At 69.6% G+C, this 18,261-nt stretch carries 14 protein-coding genes and 3 tRNA genes; all 17 read left to right on the forward strand.

Features of this window, described 5'->3' with window-relative positions:
- Positions 1-54: 54 nt before the first annotated feature.
- The 17 genes from A6A27_RS26285 to A6A27_RS26365 all read left to right on the forward strand — a co-directional run bounded on the left by A6A27_RS26285 (position 55) and on the right by A6A27_RS26365 (position 18,198).
- Positions 55-2,583: a putative bifunctional diguanylate cyclase/phosphodiesterase gene (locus tag A6A27_RS26285; RefSeq protein WP_073837330.1), complete on the forward strand. Its 2,529-nt coding sequence runs from the start codon at positions 55-57 to the stop codon at positions 2,581-2,583.
- 96 nt (positions 2,584-2,679) lie between these two features.
- Positions 2,680-2,752: transfer RNA gene (locus A6A27_RS26290), tRNA-Thr, on the forward strand.
- 25 nt (positions 2,753-2,777) lie between these two features.
- Positions 2,778-2,850, forward strand: a tRNA-Met gene (locus A6A27_RS26295).
- Between the two features lie 130 nt (positions 2,851-2,980).
- Entirely contained in the window at positions 2,981-3,148 is a 168-nt protein-coding gene (gene rpmG, locus A6A27_RS26300; RefSeq protein WP_013288652.1) for a 50S ribosomal protein L33, read from the forward strand.
- A gap of 122 nt (positions 3,149-3,270) precedes the next feature.
- A complete protein-coding gene (locus tag A6A27_RS26305; RefSeq protein ID WP_073837331.1) occupies positions 3,271-3,717 on the forward strand; it encodes a MaoC family dehydratase N-terminal domain-containing protein in 447 nt (148 codons plus the stop codon).
- Between the two features lie 3 nt (positions 3,718-3,720).
- Positions 3,721-4,113, forward strand: a complete 393-nt coding sequence (locus tag A6A27_RS26310) for a MaoC family dehydratase (protein ID WP_073837332.1) — start codon at positions 3,721-3,723, stop codon at positions 4,111-4,113.
- A 126-nt stretch (positions 4,114-4,239) separates the two neighbouring features.
- Positions 4,240-4,312: transfer RNA gene (locus A6A27_RS26315), tRNA-Trp, on the forward strand.
- A 215-nt stretch (positions 4,313-4,527) separates the two neighbouring features.
- Entirely contained in the window at positions 4,528-4,929 is a 402-nt protein-coding gene (secE, locus tag A6A27_RS26320) for a preprotein translocase subunit SecE (protein WP_073837333.1), read from the forward strand.
- Between the two features lie 35 nt (positions 4,930-4,964).
- Positions 4,965-5,681 carry a transcription termination/antitermination protein NusG gene (gene nusG, locus A6A27_RS26325; RefSeq protein WP_073837334.1) on the forward strand — a complete coding sequence of 239 codons (717 nt, stop codon included), beginning with the start codon at positions 4,965-4,967 and terminating at the stop codon, positions 5,679-5,681.
- 184 nt (positions 5,682-5,865) lie between these two features.
- Entirely contained in the window at positions 5,866-6,297 is a 432-nt protein-coding gene (gene rplK / locus A6A27_RS26330) for a 50S ribosomal protein L11 (RefSeq protein ID WP_073837335.1), read from the forward strand.
- Positions 6,298-6,380: 83 nt separating this feature from the next.
- Entirely contained in the window at positions 6,381-7,097 is a 717-nt protein-coding gene (gene rplA, locus A6A27_RS26335; protein ID WP_073837336.1) for a 50S ribosomal protein L1, read from the forward strand.
- 77 nt (positions 7,098-7,174) lie between these two features.
- A complete protein-coding gene (locus A6A27_RS26340; protein ID WP_073837337.1) occupies positions 7,175-8,107 on the forward strand; it encodes an ATP-binding cassette domain-containing protein in 933 nt (310 codons plus the stop codon).
- Positions 8,104-8,793 carry a hypothetical protein gene (locus A6A27_RS26345; protein WP_073837338.1) on the forward strand — a complete coding sequence of 230 codons (690 nt, stop codon included), beginning with the start codon at positions 8,104-8,106 and terminating at the stop codon, positions 8,791-8,793. The genes A6A27_RS26340 and A6A27_RS26345 overlap by 4 nt, the downstream gene beginning before the upstream one ends.
- A 445-nt stretch (positions 8,794-9,238) precedes the next feature.
- A complete protein-coding gene (rplJ, locus tag A6A27_RS26350) occupies positions 9,239-9,784 on the forward strand; it encodes a 50S ribosomal protein L10 (RefSeq protein WP_073837339.1) in 546 nt (181 codons plus the stop codon).
- Positions 9,785-9,838: 54 nt separating this feature from the next.
- Positions 9,839-10,225 carry a 50S ribosomal protein L7/L12 gene (gene rplL / locus A6A27_RS26355; protein ID WP_073837340.1) on the forward strand — a complete coding sequence of 129 codons (387 nt, stop codon included), beginning with the start codon at positions 9,839-9,841 and terminating at the stop codon, positions 10,223-10,225.
- Between the two features lie 572 nt (positions 10,226-10,797).
- Positions 10,798-14,229 (forward strand): DNA-directed RNA polymerase subunit beta, encoded by a 3,432-nt coding sequence (rpoB, locus tag A6A27_RS26360; RefSeq protein ID WP_073837341.1) that lies wholly within the window; start codon positions 10,798-10,800, stop codon positions 14,227-14,229.
- A gap of 81 nt (positions 14,230-14,310) precedes the next feature.
- A complete protein-coding gene (locus A6A27_RS26365) occupies positions 14,311-18,198 on the forward strand; it encodes a DNA-directed RNA polymerase subunit beta' (RefSeq protein WP_073837342.1) in 3,888 nt (1,295 codons plus the stop codon).
- Positions 18,199-18,261 lie beyond the last annotated feature (63 nt).

An 18,261-nucleotide genomic window follows, 5' to 3' on the forward strand; every position in this document is an offset into this window, starting at 1 on the left:
GGAAACATCTGACGGGCGAGGAGCCTGGGCAGCCCGAAGCTCGTAGGGAGTGCCATGGCTGGCCGTGAACGGTCGCGACGGAGATCTATCGATCACGCCTGGCTCATCACCGGACCGCTGGCTCTGTTCGCGGTAGTCTGCGCCACGATCACCGGCTTGGTTTCAGACGAGCCTTCCGGCGAGTGGGGGCTGGCTGCCGCGTTGCTGGCGATCATGATCGCCGTTGGCATTCCGGTGCTCAACTTCGTGGTCCGGCGCCAATCGTTCGGCATGACGCTGACCGAGATCCCACTCGTCGTGGCGCTCTTCCTGCTGCCGCCGCTGACGGTTGTGGTGATCTACACCGTCGCGTCGATGGTCACCCAGACGCGGCATCGCCTGCCGCCAGCAAAGTTCTGGTTCAACGTGGCCAAGGCGGCCGCCGGCACCTCCCTGGCCGTGCTCGTCCTCCAGGCCCTACCGCCCATGCGGGGGGTGGGGCCTGGCACGTGGATGATCCTGTTCACCGCCGTCGCCTCGGTCATCGTCGTCAGCTTCGCCGCCGTCGCCGGTGTGCACACCCTTCTCCAGGGGTGGCAGGCCGGGCGAGACGCGCTCCGTAGTGCCCCGGCCCCGTTGCTCACCGCCGCGATCAACACCTCGATGGGTCTGATGATCCTGATCGCGGTCAGAACCACGTGGTGGTCGGTGCTGTTGCAGGTGGCGCTGGCGGCGGCGCTGGTCCTGGTATACCGGTCCTACGCGCGGTTCTTCCGGCAGCACCGCACCCTCGCCCAGATGTACGACCTGACCCGGGCCACCGCCGAGCGCGGTCAGGACGGCACGCTCGCGGACGCCCTCCTCGGCCGGGTGCGCGCACTGATGCAGGCCGAGTACGCCACGCTCTGGTTGCCCGCGCAGGGTCGGCATCCCGAGTTGCTGCTCACCGCCCGGGTCGACGACCAGGGTCTGCTCGACGTGGTCTACACCCCTGCGGTGCTGCGGGAGCGGGCCGCAACGGAAGGCCGCACGGTGGCGGTCGGCCGTGCTTTCGGTGCGGAGCAGGAGGCCCGCCGGGCGGCAAGTGACGCCAAGGTCAAGGACGTCATCGTGGTGCCCCTGCGTTCTGGTCAGGCGGTCATCGGCACGCTTGAGGTCGTCAACCGGCTGAGCGACGTGGGCCACTTCACCCAGAGCGACATACCGGTCTTCGAGACGGTCGCCGCGCACGCCGCGGTCGCCCTGGAAAACTCCCGCCTGGTCGACCGGCTGCGGCACGACGCCAACCACGACGCGCTGACCAAGCTCGCCAACCGGCGCCGGGTCACCGCAGCGGTGGCCGAGGCGGTCAAGATCGCCGCACCGGGCGAGGTGGTGGCGCTGCTGCTGTTCGATGTCGACCGGCTGCGCCAGGTCAACGAGTCGCTCGGCCACGCGGCCGGCGACAAGGTCCTCGTCGAGGTCGCCGAGCGGCTGCGCGCCTGCGCGCCCTCGTCGGCCCTGGTCGGTCGCGCCGGCGGCGACGAGTTCCTGGTGACCCTGCGGCTGGAGAGCGCCGAGGCGGCGCTGGAGCTGGCCGGGCAGTTGCGGGAGCAGATCCGCGACGAGATGGTCTTCGACGCGCTCACCCTGGACGTGGACACCGCGGTCGGGGTGGCTGTGCACCCGGACCACGGCAGCGACGCGGTGACCCTGCTCCAGCGGGTGGACCTGGCGGCGACGGCGGCGAAATCCGTGCCGGGCAGCGTGCAGCTCTACAACCCGGCGCTGGAGTCCCGGTCGTTGCGCCGGCTCGGTCTCGCCAGCGACCTGCGTCGCGCGCTGGACGCCGGTGCGCTGGAGGTCTATTTCCAGCCCAAGGTGACGCTGCGGGACCGGCGCCTGGTCGGGGTGGAGTGCCTGGCCCGCTGGGAGCACCCGGCGCACGGCACGGTGGCGCCGGACGACTTCGTGGCGGTGGCCGAGCACACCGGCCAGCTGGGCCGGCTCACCGAGTTCGTGCTCCGGGAGAGCCTGCGCCGCAGCCGGGACTGGAGCCACGGCGAGCGGGCGCTCGCCGTGTCGGTCAACCTCGCCGCCCGTACCCTCACCGACCAGCATTTCCCCACCCTGGTACGCGAGCTGCTGGACGAGTACGGTGTGCCGCCGCAGCGGCTCACCCTGGAGATCACCGAGGCCGGGGTGCTGGACGGCACCGAACGTCCGATACCTACCCTGCGGCGGCTACGTGATCTCGGCGTCCGGCTCTCGGTGGACGACTTCGGCACCGGCAACTCGTCCCTGGCCCAACTGCGCCGGCTGCCGGTGCACGAGGTGAAGGTCGACCGTTCCTTCGTGCAGGGGATGGCGACCGATCCGGGTGACCTGGCGATCGTGAACGCCGTCGTGACGCTCTCCCAGCAGTTCGGCCTGGCTGTGGTGGCCGAGGGGGTGGAGAGCGAGCTGACCCTGGAGCTGCTCCAGGACATCGGCTGCGAGATCGGCCAGGGCTTCCTGTTCAGCCGGCCCCTGCCGTACGAGCGGCTGGAGGCCTGGTTCGGTGCCCAGGTCGAGCCCGAGACGATCACCGTCGGTGACCTGCCCCGCCTGCGGGCAGTGCCCTGAGCTGCGGAAACGCGGCAACGGAGGATCCGATTTCACCTCGCGGGCGGGGTCGTGTACTGTTTCCCCTGCGCGGCACCCCACGGGGTGCTCGGGTAGGCCCCCTTAGCTCAGTCGGCAGAGCGTCTCCATGGTAAGGAGAAGGTCTACGGTTCGATTCCGTAAGGGGGCTCAAAGGGTCCGGCTGGACCCGCCACGGCGGTGTAGCTCAGATGGCAGAGCAAGCGGCTCATAATCGCTGTGTCGCCGGTTCAAGTCCGGCCACCGCTACTCTCGTCCTCCGGGTCACCCGGTGGTCGGTGGGATGGGCGCCGCAGGCGCCCACTTTGCATGTCTGCGCCGTCAACGCGTAGGCTGATGCGCTGTAGTTGTTACCCGTTAGCGAGGAAGGCACTCCGCCGTGGCGAAGGCGACCGATGTCCGGCCGAAGATCACTTTGGCGTGTGTGGAGTGCAAGGAGCGCAACTACATCACGCGCAAGAACCGTCGTAACGACCCGGACCGCATCGAGCTGAAGAAGTTCTGCCCCCGGGACGGCAAGCACACGGTCCACCGCGAGACCCGCTGACCCACGGCCGGCTCCGCCGGCCCGGTCCCGCAGCATTTCCGAACGCCGATCCGCACGGACGGCGGCCCCGAGCCGCCAGCCCGCGCGGATCGGCGTTCGTGCTTTCCGTGTAGGTTCGCGACATGTCCCTGGACCCGTCCTTCGTCGGCCGGAGCTACCCGCCGACCGCCCCCTATCAGGTGGGCCGAGAAAAGATCCGCGAGTTCGCCACCGCCATCGGCGCCACTGACCCGGCGTACCACGACCCCGAGGCCGCCCGGGCGCTCGGCCACCCCGACGTGGTGGCGCCGCCGACCTTCCCGGTGCTCGTGACCATGGCCGCCAGCCGGCAGATCATCGAGGACCCGGCGCTGGGCGTCGACTACAGCCGGGTCGTGCACGGGGACCAGCGGTTCGCGTACACCCGGCCGGTGGTGGCCGGCGACGAGCTGGTCTGCGTGAACATCATCGAGGAGATCACCAACCGGGGCGGGCACGGCTTCCTGACCACCCGTACCGACGTGAGCACCGCCGACGGCGAGCCGGTGGTCGCTGCCTGGTCCAAGATCGTCGTACGCGGGGAGGCCTGAACCGTGGAGCTGCCCACCCAGACGTTCCGGGTGACCCGTGCGGACCTGGTCCGCTACGCGGGCGCCTCGGGCGACTTCAACCCGATCCACTGGAGCGACCGGACCGCCACCAAGGTGGGCCTGCCCGGCGTGATCGCCCACGGCATGTTCACCATGGCGCTGGTCGGCCGGGCGGTCACCACCTGGGCCGGCGCGCCGGACGCGGTGGTCGACTTCGGCGTCCGGTTCACCCGGCCAGTGGTCGTGCCGGACACCGACGAGGGCACCGAGATCGAGGTCAGCGCGGTCGTCAAGGAGGTCACCGAGGACGGCCTGACCAGGCTCGACGTCACCGCGACGTGCCTGGGAGAGAAAGTCCTGTCGCAGGCTCGGGCGACCGTCCGGACGCCCCGCTGAGGGGTCTGTCGACGCGCGAGGGGCAGACCGGTTGGGAAAGTCGCACGACTACCCGTACACTGGTCCGCCGTGGGGCAAGTGACCCCTGCCCGGCACTGCGTGTCCGGGTGGGGTGAGTTGCCGCACAGGGGTGTAGCTCAATTGGCAGAGCAGCGGTCTCCAAAACCGCAGGCTGCAGGTTCAAGTCCTGTCACCCCTGCGCCTCAGGCCTGACCGTTCCCGTGGGTCGCGCCGTCCGCAGGGCGGCGTCCGGCCCGTGGTGGTGGCATCGGCGGGGTTGGTTCCGAGGCATTCGGGGCCCTCCCGGTCGGTCCGCCGGCCGCGGCCCGTCGCGGGACGGTTGGTCCGGCCGGCGTGAGCACACGCCGCGCACGCCCATCAGCGTGCGACCCGACATCCCGCACGGAGGGCGAAGTGGCCGAGAACAAGCGGCGCGGCGAGGACGCCGACGACGAGCGTCTGCGTGACGACGCGGTCGTCGACGAGGCCGACGGCGAGGCCGAGGACGACGCCACCGACGCGGAGGAGCCGGTCTCCAGGGGCGGCACCGCCACCCGCAAGCGGGCCCGCGCCGAGTCGACCGAGGGCCGGAAGACCCGGAAGGACACCGAACGGATCGGGCTCTTCGCCCGCATCGCGCGGTTCTTCCGCGAGGTCGTGGCCGAGCTGCGTAAGGTCATCTGGCCGACCCGCAAGGAGCTGCTGACCTACACGGCTGTGGTGGTCACCTTCGTCGCGGTGATGCTGGCGATCGTGGCCGGCCTGGACTACGGCTTCGCGAAGGCGGTGCTGTGGGTCTTCGGCAACCCCAGCTGACCGGCTACCAGCGAGACAGACGGAAGTGAGCGAGCGTGCCTGAGTACGACGAGACCGCCGAGACCCGGGACGAGCAGTCTCCGGTGGCGACGGCGGCCAACGATGAGTCGGTCGAGGCCGCCAGCGCGCCGGAATTTCCGACCACCGAGCCGGAGCAGGAGTTCGACCCGGTCGCCGAGCTGCGCCAGAAGCTGCGCTACGCCCCTGGCGACTGGTACGTGGTGCACTCGTACGCCGGCTACGAGAACAAGGTCAAGACCAACCTCGAGACCCGGATCACGTCCCTCGACATGGAGGACTACATCTACCAGGTCGAGGTGCCGACCCGGGAAGAGGTCGAGGTCAAGAACGGCAAGCGGTCCCAGGTCCAGGCGAAGGTCTTCCCGGGCTACATCCTGGTCCGGATGGAGCTGACCGCGGAGTCCTACTCCTGCGTCCGGAACACTCCGGGGGTGACCGGCTTCGTCGGCGCGACCGACCGGGCCGACCGGCCGGCGCCGCTGAGCCTCGACGAGGTGCTGAAGTGGCTGGCCCCGGCGGTCGAGACCGAGCAGAAGAAGGCCAAGCCCGAGGTCAAGGTCCTCGACTTCGAGGTCGGCGACTCGGTCACCGTCACCGACGGCGCCTTCGCTTCGCTGCCGGCGACGATCAGCGAGATCAATGCCGACCAGCAGAAGCTCAAGGTGCTGGTGTCGATCTTCGGCCGGGAGACTCCGGTCGAGCTCAACTTCAACCAGGTCGCCAAGATCTGACGTACGTCGGCACCGGCGGGGGCCCCTGGGCCTGCCGCCGGTGCGTCGTTTCGCCGCCCCGCCGCACCTCGGCGGAGGGGCGACGGACGTCTGCGCTACCCTAGAACGTCGCCGCTGTCGCACCGCGCTGACCGTGCGCTCCCGCGGCCGGCGAGAATCCCAGTTCCAAGCCCCAGGAAGAGACATGCCTCCGAAGAAGAAGCTCGTCAAGACGTTCACGCTTCAGCTGCCGGCGGGCCAGGCCACCCCGGCGCCGCCGGTCGGCCCCGCGCTCGGCCAGCACGGCGTGAACATCATGGAGTTCTGCAAGTCCTACAACGCGCAGACCGAGTCGCAGCGGGGCGACATCGTCCCCGCCGAGATCAGCGTCTACGAGGACCGGACCTTCACCTTCGTGCTGAAGACCCCGCCCGCCGCCCGGCTGCTGATCAAGGCCGCCGGCGTGCCGAAGGGCTCGGGCGTCCCGCACAAGGAGAAGGTCGGCAGCGTGACCCGCGCCCAGGTGCGGGAGATCGCGGAGAAGAAGATGGCGGACCTCAACGCCAACGACCTCGACCAGGCTGAGAAGATCATCGCCGGCACCGCCCGGTCGATGGGCCTGAACGTCACCGACTGACCTCGGTCACCGCCCCACCCGATCAGTTCGTGGGAGGGCCTGCGGACGCCGCGGCCCGCCATAGACCACAGGAGTTACGAGAAATGCAGCGCAGCAAGAGCTACCGCAAGGCCGCCGAGGTCATCGACCGGTCGAAGCTCTACTCTCCCGCCGAGGCCGTCAAGCTGGCCAAGGAGTCCACCTCCGTCAAGTTCGACGCCACGGTCGAGGTCGCGATGCGCCTCGGCGTCGACCCCCGTAAGGCGGACCAGATGGTCCGCGGCACGGTCAACCTGCCGCACGGCACCGGTAAGACCGCCCGCGTGATCGTCTTCGCCGCCGGCGCGAAGGCCGAGGAGGCCGCCGCTGCGGGTGCGGACGAGGTGGGCACCGACGAGCTGGTCGCCCGTATCCAGGGCGGTTGGCTGGACTTCGACGCGGCGATCGCCACCCCGGACCAGATGGCCAAGATCGGCCGGATCGCGCGGATCCTGGGCCCGCGCGGCCTGATGCCGAACCCGAAGACCGGCACGGTGACCATGGACGTCGCCAAGGCCGTCTCGGACATCAAGGGCGGTAAGATCACCTTCCGGGTGGACAAGCACTCCAACCTGCACCTGATCATCGGCAAGGCCTCGTTCACCGAGTCCCAGCTGATCGACAACTACGCAGCGGTGCTGGACGAGGTGCTGCGGTCGAAGCCGTCTGCGGCCAAGGGCAAGTACCTGAAGAAGGTCACCCTCACCACCACCATGGGCCCGGGCGTCCCGGTCGACCCGAACGCGGTGAAGAACCTGACCGAGGCTCCGGCCGAGGCCTGAGCACGACAGCCCTGACGGGGTCCCGCCACTCACGTGGCGGGGCCCCGTTCGTCATTGCCGTGTGGCAGGCTCGCCACATGCGGCTGGAGGACGTCTGGTTGCGCTACCACCGGCGCGGCCCGTGGGTGCTGCGCGGCGCTGAGGTGCGGTTCGGCCCGGGCGAGGTGGCGGTGGTCCTCGGGCGCAACGGCGTCGGCAAGTCCACCCTGCTCCAGCTCGCCGCAGGCGTGCTCCGGCCGACCCGGGGTCGGGTGGTCGACCGCCCCGCGGCCGTCGGCTGGGTCCCGGAGCGGTTCCCCGCCGACCAGCCGTTCACCGTGGGTGGGTACCTCACCGGGATGGGGCGGCTGGCCGGTCTCTCCGGTCCGGCGGTCGACCGGGCGGTGCGGCACTGGGTCGACCGGCTCGGCCTGGCCCGGTTCCACGGGGTCCGGCTGCCCGAGCTGTCGAAGGGCACCGCCCAGAAGGTCGGGCTGGCCCAGGCGATGCTGCGCCCGCCCGGCCTGCTCGTCCTCGACGAGCCCTGGGAGGGGCTGGATGCCGCCGCCCGCGAGCTGGTGCCGGAGCTGATCGGCGAGGTGCTGGCCGGCGGCGGCGCGGCGCTGGTCAGTGACCACCGCGGCGAGACGGTGCGGCTGCCCGGCGCATCGCGCTGGACGGTCGCCGACGGCACGGTCACCGCGCAGGCGCCGACCGAGAGTGCGGGCATAGCGGTGGTCGAGCTGGCGGTACCGGCCGCGGGGGTGGCGGACGCCGTCGCCCGGTTGCGCGCCGCCGGCCACCACGTTCTCCGGGTACGCGACCACGTCGCCCCGCCTCCCGCCACGCGCCCCGCCGAGGCTGGCCCGCCTCCTGTCGCGCGCCCCGATCCCGGGCCGCCCGCCGTGGCCGGCACGGATCCGGATGCCGCCCCGGTGGCGGGCGCCGCCATCCCGGCCTCGCCCGCTCCGGCCGGGCTCGACGCTGGTGTGCCGGCCCGCCCCGGCCCGCCTGCGGAGGCGGCCCGGTGACCGCGCTGGTCCGGCTGCGGCTGGCCGGCTTCCTGCGTACCGGACGGGCGCTGGCGCCGGTGCTGGCCGGCCTGCTGGCCCTCGGCGTCCTCTACGGCGGCGGCCGGGCCCGGCCGGCGGAGGCGTACGGCGTCTCGGCAGTGGTGCTGTTCCCGGTGCTGGCCTGGCAGACCAAGATCCTGCTGGACGTCGAGCCGGACGTGCAGCGCCGGCTGGCCCGGGTGGTCGTGGGCCCGGTCCGGGAGCGGGCCGCCGGCCTGCTGGCGGCGGCCGTGGCCGGGCTCGGCACGGTGGCCGTCGCGCTGGTCTTCCCCTGGTTGGTCGGCGGGGTGACCGGCGAGACCGGGCCGGGGGACCGGTCAGTGGCCGCCGGAGTGGCCCTCGGCCTCTGGGCCCATCTGCTCGCCCTGCCGGCGGCCGTGGCGCTGGGCGCCCTGGCCAGCCGGGCGATCACCCGCAGCGCCGGGTACGGCGTGGCGGTGCTCTCGGTCGGCGCGGTCGGTGCCCTGGTCCTGGGGCTGAGCGACTCGGTGCTGCCGTGGCTGGCGCCGCCGGTGATGCCGACCGCCCGGGCGCTGACCGGCGACCTGACCGCCTCGGCGGCACTGCTCCTGAGCGCCTGGGCGCTGGTCTGGGTGGTGGTGGCCCTGGCCGGCTACGCCTGGGGCCGCCGTACCCGCGCCTGATTCGCCCGCCCGAGCGGGCCCCGGCCGGGCATGCTCGCCCTGATTGACTCGGTGTGCCGCACACCGGCCTGTCCCGCCCGGGCGATGGCGCAATGTGCCGTACCTCGGGGTGGGTCATCAACCCGGGTGAGGGTGACCGAGGGCACTCCGGGGGCGATTTGGAAGTAGCGGGACACGTCGCGTAACCTTGTCGCGTAGTTCCACCCAGAGACCGCTGGTCACCGTGCCCTGGCACGGTCGAAGGTCCCGCGATGACGGGCGACCCGCGCAGGGCGGCAAGCGAAAATCGGTGCTGTGCGTGGTCCGCCGACTGCGCCCGTTGTGCCGGCCCTCGCCCCGTGCGCCCTGCGCCGGGGCTTTTCTCGTTGTCGTGATGCCTCCGCCGCCGTCGCGAGCGTCCGCTCGTCGCCGGCGTACCAGCTCCGAGCAACGAGAGAGGAGGGACATGGCGGACAAGCCGATCCGGGCCGACAAGGCCACGGCCGTCGCCGAGCTGACCGAGAGCTTCCGCAACGCGGGGGCGACCGTGCTGACCGAGTACCGCGGGCTCACGGTTTCCCAGCTCACCCAGCTGCGGCGCTCGCTCGGCAAGGAGACCAGCTACACGGTCGCGAAGAACACGCTGGCCAAGCGTGCGGCGACCGAGGCGGGCATCTCCGGCCTCGACGAGCTGTTCTCCGGTCCTACCGCGCTGACTTTCGTTTCGGGCGACGTCGTCGAGGCGGCGAAGGGGCTTCGCGACTTCGCGAAGGCCAACCCGAAGCTCGTCATCAAGGGCGGTGTCTTCGAGGGCAAGGCCATCTCCGCGGCCGAGGTCACGAAGCTCGCCGACCTGGAGTCCCGCGAGGTGCTGCTGGCGAAGCTGGCCGGCGCCATGAAGGGCAACCTGAGCAAGGCTGCGGCCCTGTTCCAGGCTCCGCTCGCCAAGACCGCGCGTCTGGCGGCCGCCCTGCAGGACAAGCGCGAGAAGGAGGGCGCCGAGGCGGCCTGAGGCCCCGCGGCGCACCCACGTTCTTAGTCAAACCCTTAGGAAAGGACGCCAGACATGGCGAAGCTCAGCACCGACGAGCTGCTCGACGCGTTCAAGGAGATGACGCTGATCGAGCTCTCCGAGTTCGTGAAGCAGTTCGAGGAGACCTTCGAGGTCACCGCCGCCGCTCCGGTCGCCGTGGCCGCGGGCCCGGTTGCCGGTGGCCCGGCCGCCCCGGCCGAGGAGGAGAAGGACGAGTTCGACGTCATCCTCGACGCCGACGGTGGCAAGAAGATCCAGGTCATCAAGGTCGTGCGTGAGCTGACCGGCCTGGGCCTGAAGGAGGCCAAGGACCTGGTCGAGGCCGCGCCGAAGCCGGTCCTGGAGAAGGTCAACAAGGAGACCGCCGAGAAGGCCAAGGCCAAGCTCGAGGGCGAGGGCGCCAAGGTCACCCTCAAGTGACCTTGCGTTGACCTGACGCGCGTCCGGCTCACGTGAGCCGGGGCACACCGCGTCGCGGCGGGCGGTGATCCGGAAACGGATCGCCGCCCGCTGTGCATGGTGGCACCCGGTGGCAGCGGCGTGAGCAGGGCGTACAGGTCGTTCGCGCCGGTTTCACAGTGGCGCCTGCCGGTAGCCCGTCGGAGGGAAAGACACCCCGAGCAGTAACCGGCCCTTGACGCGGCACCGGGCTGCCAGGCACGCTGACACCAGCAAGACCTTCCGCGCTTGCAACGGCCACCTCTCGGGTAATGGCGGCGGCAGCACCATCGCCGTGACACCCGAGCGGCCCGGCAGGAGCGTCGCGTTCCGAGCGGCCCGGTAGACCTGGTTTTCGAGGTCCCGAGGCAAGTTCCGCGACGACCTGCGGGGTGGGCTGGACAGCGGTTAGCCTCTCGGCTACACTGCTAGTTTGCGCTGCCTTCCGAATTGACCCCTGCTCGGAAATGTCCGTTTGCGGATATTTCTGGTGGGGTCATTGGAGTGCACGCGTACCAGCCGTTCTGCAGCACCGGTCCTCGGAAGGACGCATCTTGGCAGCTTCCCGCCCTGCGAAGACCAGTCGTACGTCGAGCGCTTTTGCGCCCCGCCGAGTTTCTTTCGGCAGGATCACCGAACACCTCGAGGTCCCCAACCTCCTCGCCATCCAGAACGAGTCCTTCGACTGGCTCGTCGGCAACGAGGCTTGGCAGGGCCGGTCGGCGGACGACCCGCACGCACGCTCGGGTCTCGCGGAGATCCTCGACGAGATCAGTCCCATTGAGGACTTCTCCGGCACCATGTCGCTCTCCTTCTCGGCTCCGCGCTTCGACGAGGTCAAGGCCTCGATCGAGGAGTGCAAGGAGAAGGACCTGACCTACTGCGCCCCGCTGTTCGTGACCGCGGAGTTCACCAACAACACCACCGGCGAGATCAAGAGCCAGACGGTGTTCATGGGTGACTTCCCGATGATGACGCCGAAGGGCACCTTCATCATCAACGGCACCGAGCGCGTCGTGGTCAGCCAGCTCGTCCGTTCGCCGGGCGTCTACTTCGACAAGCAGCCGGACAAGACCTCCGACCGCGACCTCTCCAGCGTCAAGGTCATCCCGAGCCGGGGTGCCTGGCTGGAGTTCGACATCGACAAGCGCGACACGGTCGGCGTCCGCATCGACCGCAAGCGCCGGCAGGCCGTCACCGTCCTGCTCAAGGCCATCGGGTGGTCCGCGGAGCAGATCCGCGAGAAGTTCGGCTGGTCCGAGCTGATGATGACCACGCTCGAGAAGGACCACATCGCCGGCCAGGACGAGGCGCTGCTCGACATCTACCGGAAGCTCCGCCCGGGCGAGCCGCCGACCCGCGAGAACGCCCAGACCCTGCTGGACAACCTCTTCTTCAACCCGAAGCGGTACGACGTCGCCAAGGTCGGTCGTTACAAGTTCAACAAGAAGCTCGAGTTGGACGTGCCGATCACCACCGGCACGCTGACCGAGGACGACATCGTCGCCACCGTGGAATACCTCTGCCGGCTGCACGCCGGTGAGGAGGGCTACGAGGCCGACGACATCGACCACTTCGGCAACCGTCGCCTGCGTACGGTGGGTGAGCTGATCCAGAACCAGGTCCGGGTCGGCCTGTCCCGGATGGAGCGGGTCGTTCGTGAGCGGATGACCACCCAGGACGTCGAGGCGATCACGCCGCAGACCCTGATCAACATCCGCCCGGTGGTGGCGGCGATCAAGGAGTTCTTCGGTACGTCGCAGCTGTCCCAGTTCATGGACCAGACCAACCCGCTGGCGGGCCTGACCCACCGGCGCCGGCTGAGCGCGCTCGGCCCGGGTGGTCTGTCCCGGGAGCGGGCCGGCTTCGAGGTCCGCGACGTGCACCCGTCCCACTACGGCCGGATGTGCCCGATCGAGACGCCGGAAGGCCCGAACATCGGTCTGATCGGCGCCCTGTCCACCTTCGCCCGGGTCAACCCGTTCGGCTTCATCGAGACGCCGTACCGGAAGGTCGTCAACGGTCGGGTCACCGACCAGATCGACTACCTGACCGCGGACGAGGAGGACCGGTTCGTCAAGGCGCAGGCCAACGCCCCGCTGAAGTCCGACGGGTCGTTCGCCGAGGACCGCGTCCTGGTCCGCCGTAAGGGCGGCGAGACCGAGGACGTGCCGCCGGAGGCCGTGGACTACATGGACGTGTCGCCGCGGCAGATGACCTCCGTGGCGACCGCGATGATCCCGTTCCTCGAGCACGACGACGCCAACCGTGCGCTCATGGGCGCGAACATGCAGCGCCAGGCGGTGCCGCTGGTCAAGGCCGAGTCGCCGCTGGTCGGTACGGGCATGGAGTACCGCGCGGCCGTGGACGCCGGTGACGTCGTCGTCGCCGAGGTCGGCGGTGTGATCGAGGACCTCTGCGCCGACTACATCACCGTCCACCAGGACGACGGCCACCGCCGGACGTACCTGCTGCACAAGTTCCGCCGCTCCAACGCCGGCTCCTGCGTCAACCAGAAGCCGGTCGTCTTCGAGGGCGACCGCGTCGAGGCCGGTCAGGTCATCGCCGACGGTCCGTGCACCGACGAGGGCGAGATGGCGCTCGGGCGCAACCTGCTCGTGGCGTTCATGACCTGGGAGGGCCACAACTACGAGGACGCGATCATCCTGTCGCAGCGCCTCGTGCAGCAGGACGTGCTCACCTCGATCCACATCGAGGAGCACGAGGTCGACGCCCGGGACACCAAGCTCGGCCCGGAGGAGATCACCCGCGACATCCCGAACGTCAGCGAGGAGATGCTCGCCGACCTCGACGAGCGCGGGATCATCCGGATCGGCGCCGAGGTCGTCCCCGGCGACATCCTGGTCGGCAAGGTCACCCCGAAGGGTGAGACCGAGCTGACCCCGGAGGAGCGGCTGCTCCGCGCGATCTTCGGCGAGAAGGCGCGCGAGGTCCGGGACACCTCGCTGAAGGTGCCGCACGGTGAGACCGGCACGGTCATCGGCGTGCGCACCTTCTCCCGCGAGGACGGCGACGAGCTGCCCCCGGGCGTCAACGAGCTGGTCCGGGTATACGTGGCCCAGAAGCGCAAGATCCAGGACGGTGACAAGCTCGCGGGCCGCCACGGCAACAAGGGTGTCATCTCCAAGATCCTGCCGATCGAGGACATGCCGTTCTTGGAGGACGGCACCCCGGTCGACATCGTGCTGAACCCGCTCGGCGTGCCGTCCCGGATGAACATCGGCCAGGTCCTGGAGACCCACCTCGGGTGGGTGGCCAAGACCGGCTGGAGCGTCCAGGGCGACGACGAGGAGTGGAAGCGCCAGCTCCGTTCGATCGACGCGCACGAGTCCGAGCCGGACACCAACGTGGCCACCCCGGTCTTCGACGGTGCCCGCGAGGAGGAGATCGCCGGCCTGCTCGAGTCGACCCTGCCCAACCGGGACGGCGACCAGCTGATCGGGCGTACCGGCAAGGCGCGGCTGTTCGACGGTCGCTCCGGCGAGCCGCTGCCGGACCCGATCGCGGTCGGCTACATCTACATCCTGAAGCTCAACCACCTGGTCGACGACAAGATCCACGCCCGGTCGACCGGCCCGTACTCGATGATCACGCAGCAGCCGCTGGGTGGTAAGGCGCAGTTCGGTGGCCAGCGCTTCGGTGAGATGGAGTGCTGGGCGATGCAGGCGTACGGCGCCGCGTACGCCCTGCAGGAGCTGCTGACGATCAAGTCCGACGACGTCCTCGGCCGGGTGAAGGTCTACGAGGCGATCGTCAAGGGCGAGAACATCCCCGAGCCGGGCATCCCCGAGTCGTTCAAGGTGCTGCTCAAGGAGCTGCAGTCGCTGTGCCTCAACGTCGAGGTGCTGTCCAGCGACGGCGTGGCCCTGGAGATGCGCGAGACCGACGACGAGGTGTTCCGGGCCGCGGAGGAGCTGGGCATCGACCTGTCCCGGCGCGAGCCGAGCTCGGTCGAAGAGGTCTGAGGTGATGGTTCGGGGGCCGGTTCGCCGGCCCCCGAACCTGCCCGTTAGCTAGGCAGTACAGACGACGACATAGGGGACATAGTGCTCGACGTCAACTTCTTCGACGAGCTGCGCATCGGCCTCGCCACCGCCGACGACATCCGTCAGTGGTCCCACGGCGAGGTCAAGAAGCCCGAGACCATCAACTACCGCACCCTGAAGCCGGAGAAGGACGGGCTCTTCTGCGAGAAGATCTTCGGTCCGCAGCGGGACTGGGAGTGCTACTGCGGTAAGTACAAGCGGGTCCGCTTCAAGGGCATCATCTGCGAGCGCTGCGGCGTCGAGGTGACCCGCTCCAAGGTTCGCCGGGAGCGGATGGGTCACATCGAGCTGGCCGCTCCGGTGACCCACATCTGGTACTTCAAGGGCGTGCCGAGCCGGCTGGGCTACCTGCTGGACCTCGCCCCGAAGGACCTCGAGAAGATCATCTACTTCGCCTCGTACGTCGTGACGAGCGTGGACGCCGAGGCGCGTCACCGTGACCTCTCGACGATCGAGAACGAGATCCTGGCCGAGAAGCGGCAGGCCGAGAACAGCCGCGACTCGGAGATCGAGAAGCGGGCCGCCAAGCTCGAGGCCGACCTGGCCGAGCTGGAGGCCGAGGGCGCGAAGGCGGACGTCCGGCGCAAGGTCAAGGAGGGCGGCGAGCGCGAGATGCGCCAGATCCGCGACCGGGCCCAGCGCGAGATCGACCGCCTCGACGAGGTCCTCGACACCTTCCGCAAGCTCGAGCCCAAGCAGCTGGTCACCGACGAGCTGCTCTACCGCGAGCTGCGCGACCGCTTCGGCGAGTACTTCACCGGTGCCATGGGCGCCGAGGCCATCAAGGCGCTGGTCCAGAACATGGACCTCGACGCCGAGGCCGAGAGCCTGCGCGAGACCATCCGCACCGGCAAGGGCCAGCGGAAGATCCGGGCGCTCAAGCGGCTGAAGGTCGTCGCGGCGTTCCAGAACACCCGCAACTCGCCGCTCGGCATGGTGCTGGACTGCGTCCCGGTCATCCCGCCGGACCTGCGTCCGATGGTGCAGCTGGACGGTGGCCGCTTCGCGACCTCCGACCTGAACGACCTGTACCGCCGGGTGATCAACCGGAACAACCGCCTCAAGCGGCTGATCGACCTCGGCGCGCCCGAGATCATCGTCAACAACGAGAAGCGGATGCTCCAGGAGGCCGTCGACGCGCTGTTCGACAACGGTCGCCGCGGCCGGCCGGTCACCGGTCCGGGTAACCGCCCGCTGAAGTCGCTGTCCGACATGCTCAAGGGCAAGCAGGGCCGGTTCCGCCAGAACCTGCTGGGCAAGCGCGTCGACTACTCCGGCCGTTCGGTCATCGTGGTCGGCCCGAAGCTCAAGCTGCACCAGTGCGGCCTGCCCAAGCAGATGGCGCTGGAACTGTTCAAGCCGTTCGTGATGAAGCGGCTGGTCGACCTCAACCACGCGCAGAACATCAAGTCCGCCAAGCGGATGGTCGAGCGGCAGCGGCCGGTCGTGTGGGACGTGCTGGAAGAGGTCATCGGCGAGCACCCGGTCCTGCTGAACCGGGCGCCGACCCTGCACCGGCTGGGCATCCAGGCCTTCGAGCCGCAGCTGGTCGAGGGCAAGGCCATCCAGATCCACCCGCTGGTCTGCACCGCGTTCAACGCCGACTTCGACGGTGACCAGATGGCGGTGCACGTGCCGCTGTCCGCCGAGGCCCAGGCCGAGGCGCGGATCCTGATGCTGTCGTCGAACAACATCCTCAAGCCGGCCGACGGCAAGCCGGTCACCATGCCCACCCAGGACATGGTCATCGGCCTCTACCACCTCACCCACCTGACTCCGGGTGGCCAGGGTGAGGGCCGGGCGTTCAGCTCGGACGCCGAGGCGCGGATGGCGTTCGACAACGGCGAGCTGCACCTGCAGGCTCCGGTCAAGATCCGGCTGCGGGACGTCGTCGGGGTCGACAACGGCGCCGGCGCCGAGCCGTGGGTCGCGCCCGAGGGCTGGGTCGAGGGCGAGCCGGTGACGGTGGAGACCACCCTGGGCCGGGTCCTGTTCAACGAGACGCTGCCGCCGGGCTACCGCTTCGTGAACTACGAGATCCGCAAGGGCCAGCTCTCCGCGATCGTCAACGACCTCGCGGAGCGCTTCCCGAAGGTGGCTCTCGCGGCCACCCTCGACGGACTCAAGGAGGCCGGTTTCCACTGGGCCACCTGGTCCGGCGTCACCATCGGCATGGAGGACGTCATCGCTCCGCCACGCAAGCGGGAGATCCTGGAGCGGTACGAGAAGGAAGCCGACCGGATCGACAAGCAGTACCAGCGTGGTCTGATGACCGCCGAGGAGCGCCGCGGCGAGCTCATCGAAATCTGGACCAAGGCGACCAACGAGGTCGCCAAGGAGATGGACACCGCGCTGCCGCAGGAGAACCCGCTGTGGAAGATGATCAACTCGGGTGCCCGCGGTAACCTGCTCCAGCTCCGGCAGATCGCGGCGATCCGTGGTCTGGTGGCCAACCCGAAGGGCGAGATCATCCCGCGGCCCATCAAGGCCTCGTACCGGGAGGGTCTGTCCGTGCTGGAGTACTTCATCTCCACGCACGGTGCCCGTAAGGGTCTCGCGGACACCGCCCTGCGTACCGCCGACTCGGGTTACCTGACCCGGCGTCTGGTGGACGTCTCGCAGGACGTCATCATCCGCGAGGAGGACTGCGGCACCGACCGCGCCATCCCGATGCAGATCGGCGAGCGGCTCGACGGCAAGCTGGTCGTGCACGAGCACGCCGAGACCAGCGTGCACGCCCGTACCCTGGCCGACGACATCAAGGGGCCGGACGGCACCGTGGTGGCCGAGCGGGGTCAGGACATCAACTCGATCCTGGTCGACCGGATCGTCGCGGCCGGGGTGGAGAGCGTCCGGGTGCGCAGCGTGCTCACCTGCGAGTCGAAGCTGGGCGTCTGCGGTGCGTGCTACGGCCGCTCGCTGCCGACCGGCAAGACGGTGGACGTCGGCGAGGCGGTCGGCATCATCGCCGCCCAGTCGATCGGTGAGCCGGGTACGCAGCTGACGATGCGTACCTTCCACACCGGTGGTGTCGCGGGTGAGGACATCACCCAGGGTCTGCCCCGGGTCCAGGAGATCTTCGAGGCCCGGGTCCCGAAGGGTAAGGCGCCCATCGCCGACACCCCGGGTCGGATCCGGATCGAGGACGGCGAGCGGTCGCGGAAGATCATCGTGGTGCCGGACGACGGCAGCGACGAGATCGTCTACGACAAGATCTCCAAGCGGGTCCGGCTGCGGGCCCACGACGGGGACCACGTCGAGGTCGGCGAGAAGCTCACCGAGGGCACCATCGACCCGCACGAGCTGCTGCGCATCCTCGGCCCGCGCGCGGTCCAGGTCCACCTGACCCAGGAGGTCCAGGAGGTCTACCGCTCGCAGGGTGTGCTCATCCACGACAAGCACATCGAGATCATCATCCGCCAGATGCTCAAGCGGGTGACGGTCATCGACTCCGGCTCGACCGAGTTCCTGCCGGGCGTGCTGGTCGACCGGGCGCTCTTCGAGTCGGAGAACCGCCGGCTCGTGTCCGAGGGCGGCGAGCCCGCGGCGGGTCGCCCGGTGCTGATGGGTATCACCAAGGCCTCGCTGGCCACGGACTCCTGGCTGTCGGCGGCCTCCTTCCAGGAGACCACCCGGGTGCTGACGGACGCGGCGATCCACGCCCGCAGCGACTCGCTGATCGGCCTCAAGGAGAACGTGATCATCGGTAAGCTCATCCCGGCCGGTACGGGCATCAGCAAGTACCGCAACGTCCGGGTCGAGCCGACCGAGGAGGCGAAGGCCAAGGTCTACTCGATGACCGGCTACCCGGAGACCGACTACGGCTTCGGGCCGGCCAGCGGCCAGGCGGTGCCGCTGGACGACTTCGACTTCGGGTCGTACCGCTAAGCACCAGCAACGACGAGGCCCCCGGCACCCCTTGGGATCTAGCGGTCCTCGCAACACCCAGAC

Origin of the sequence: Micromonospora sp. CB01531 (assembly GCF_001905095.1) — a bacterium.
Lineage (GTDB): Bacteria > Actinomycetota > Actinomycetes > Mycobacteriales > Micromonosporaceae > Micromonospora.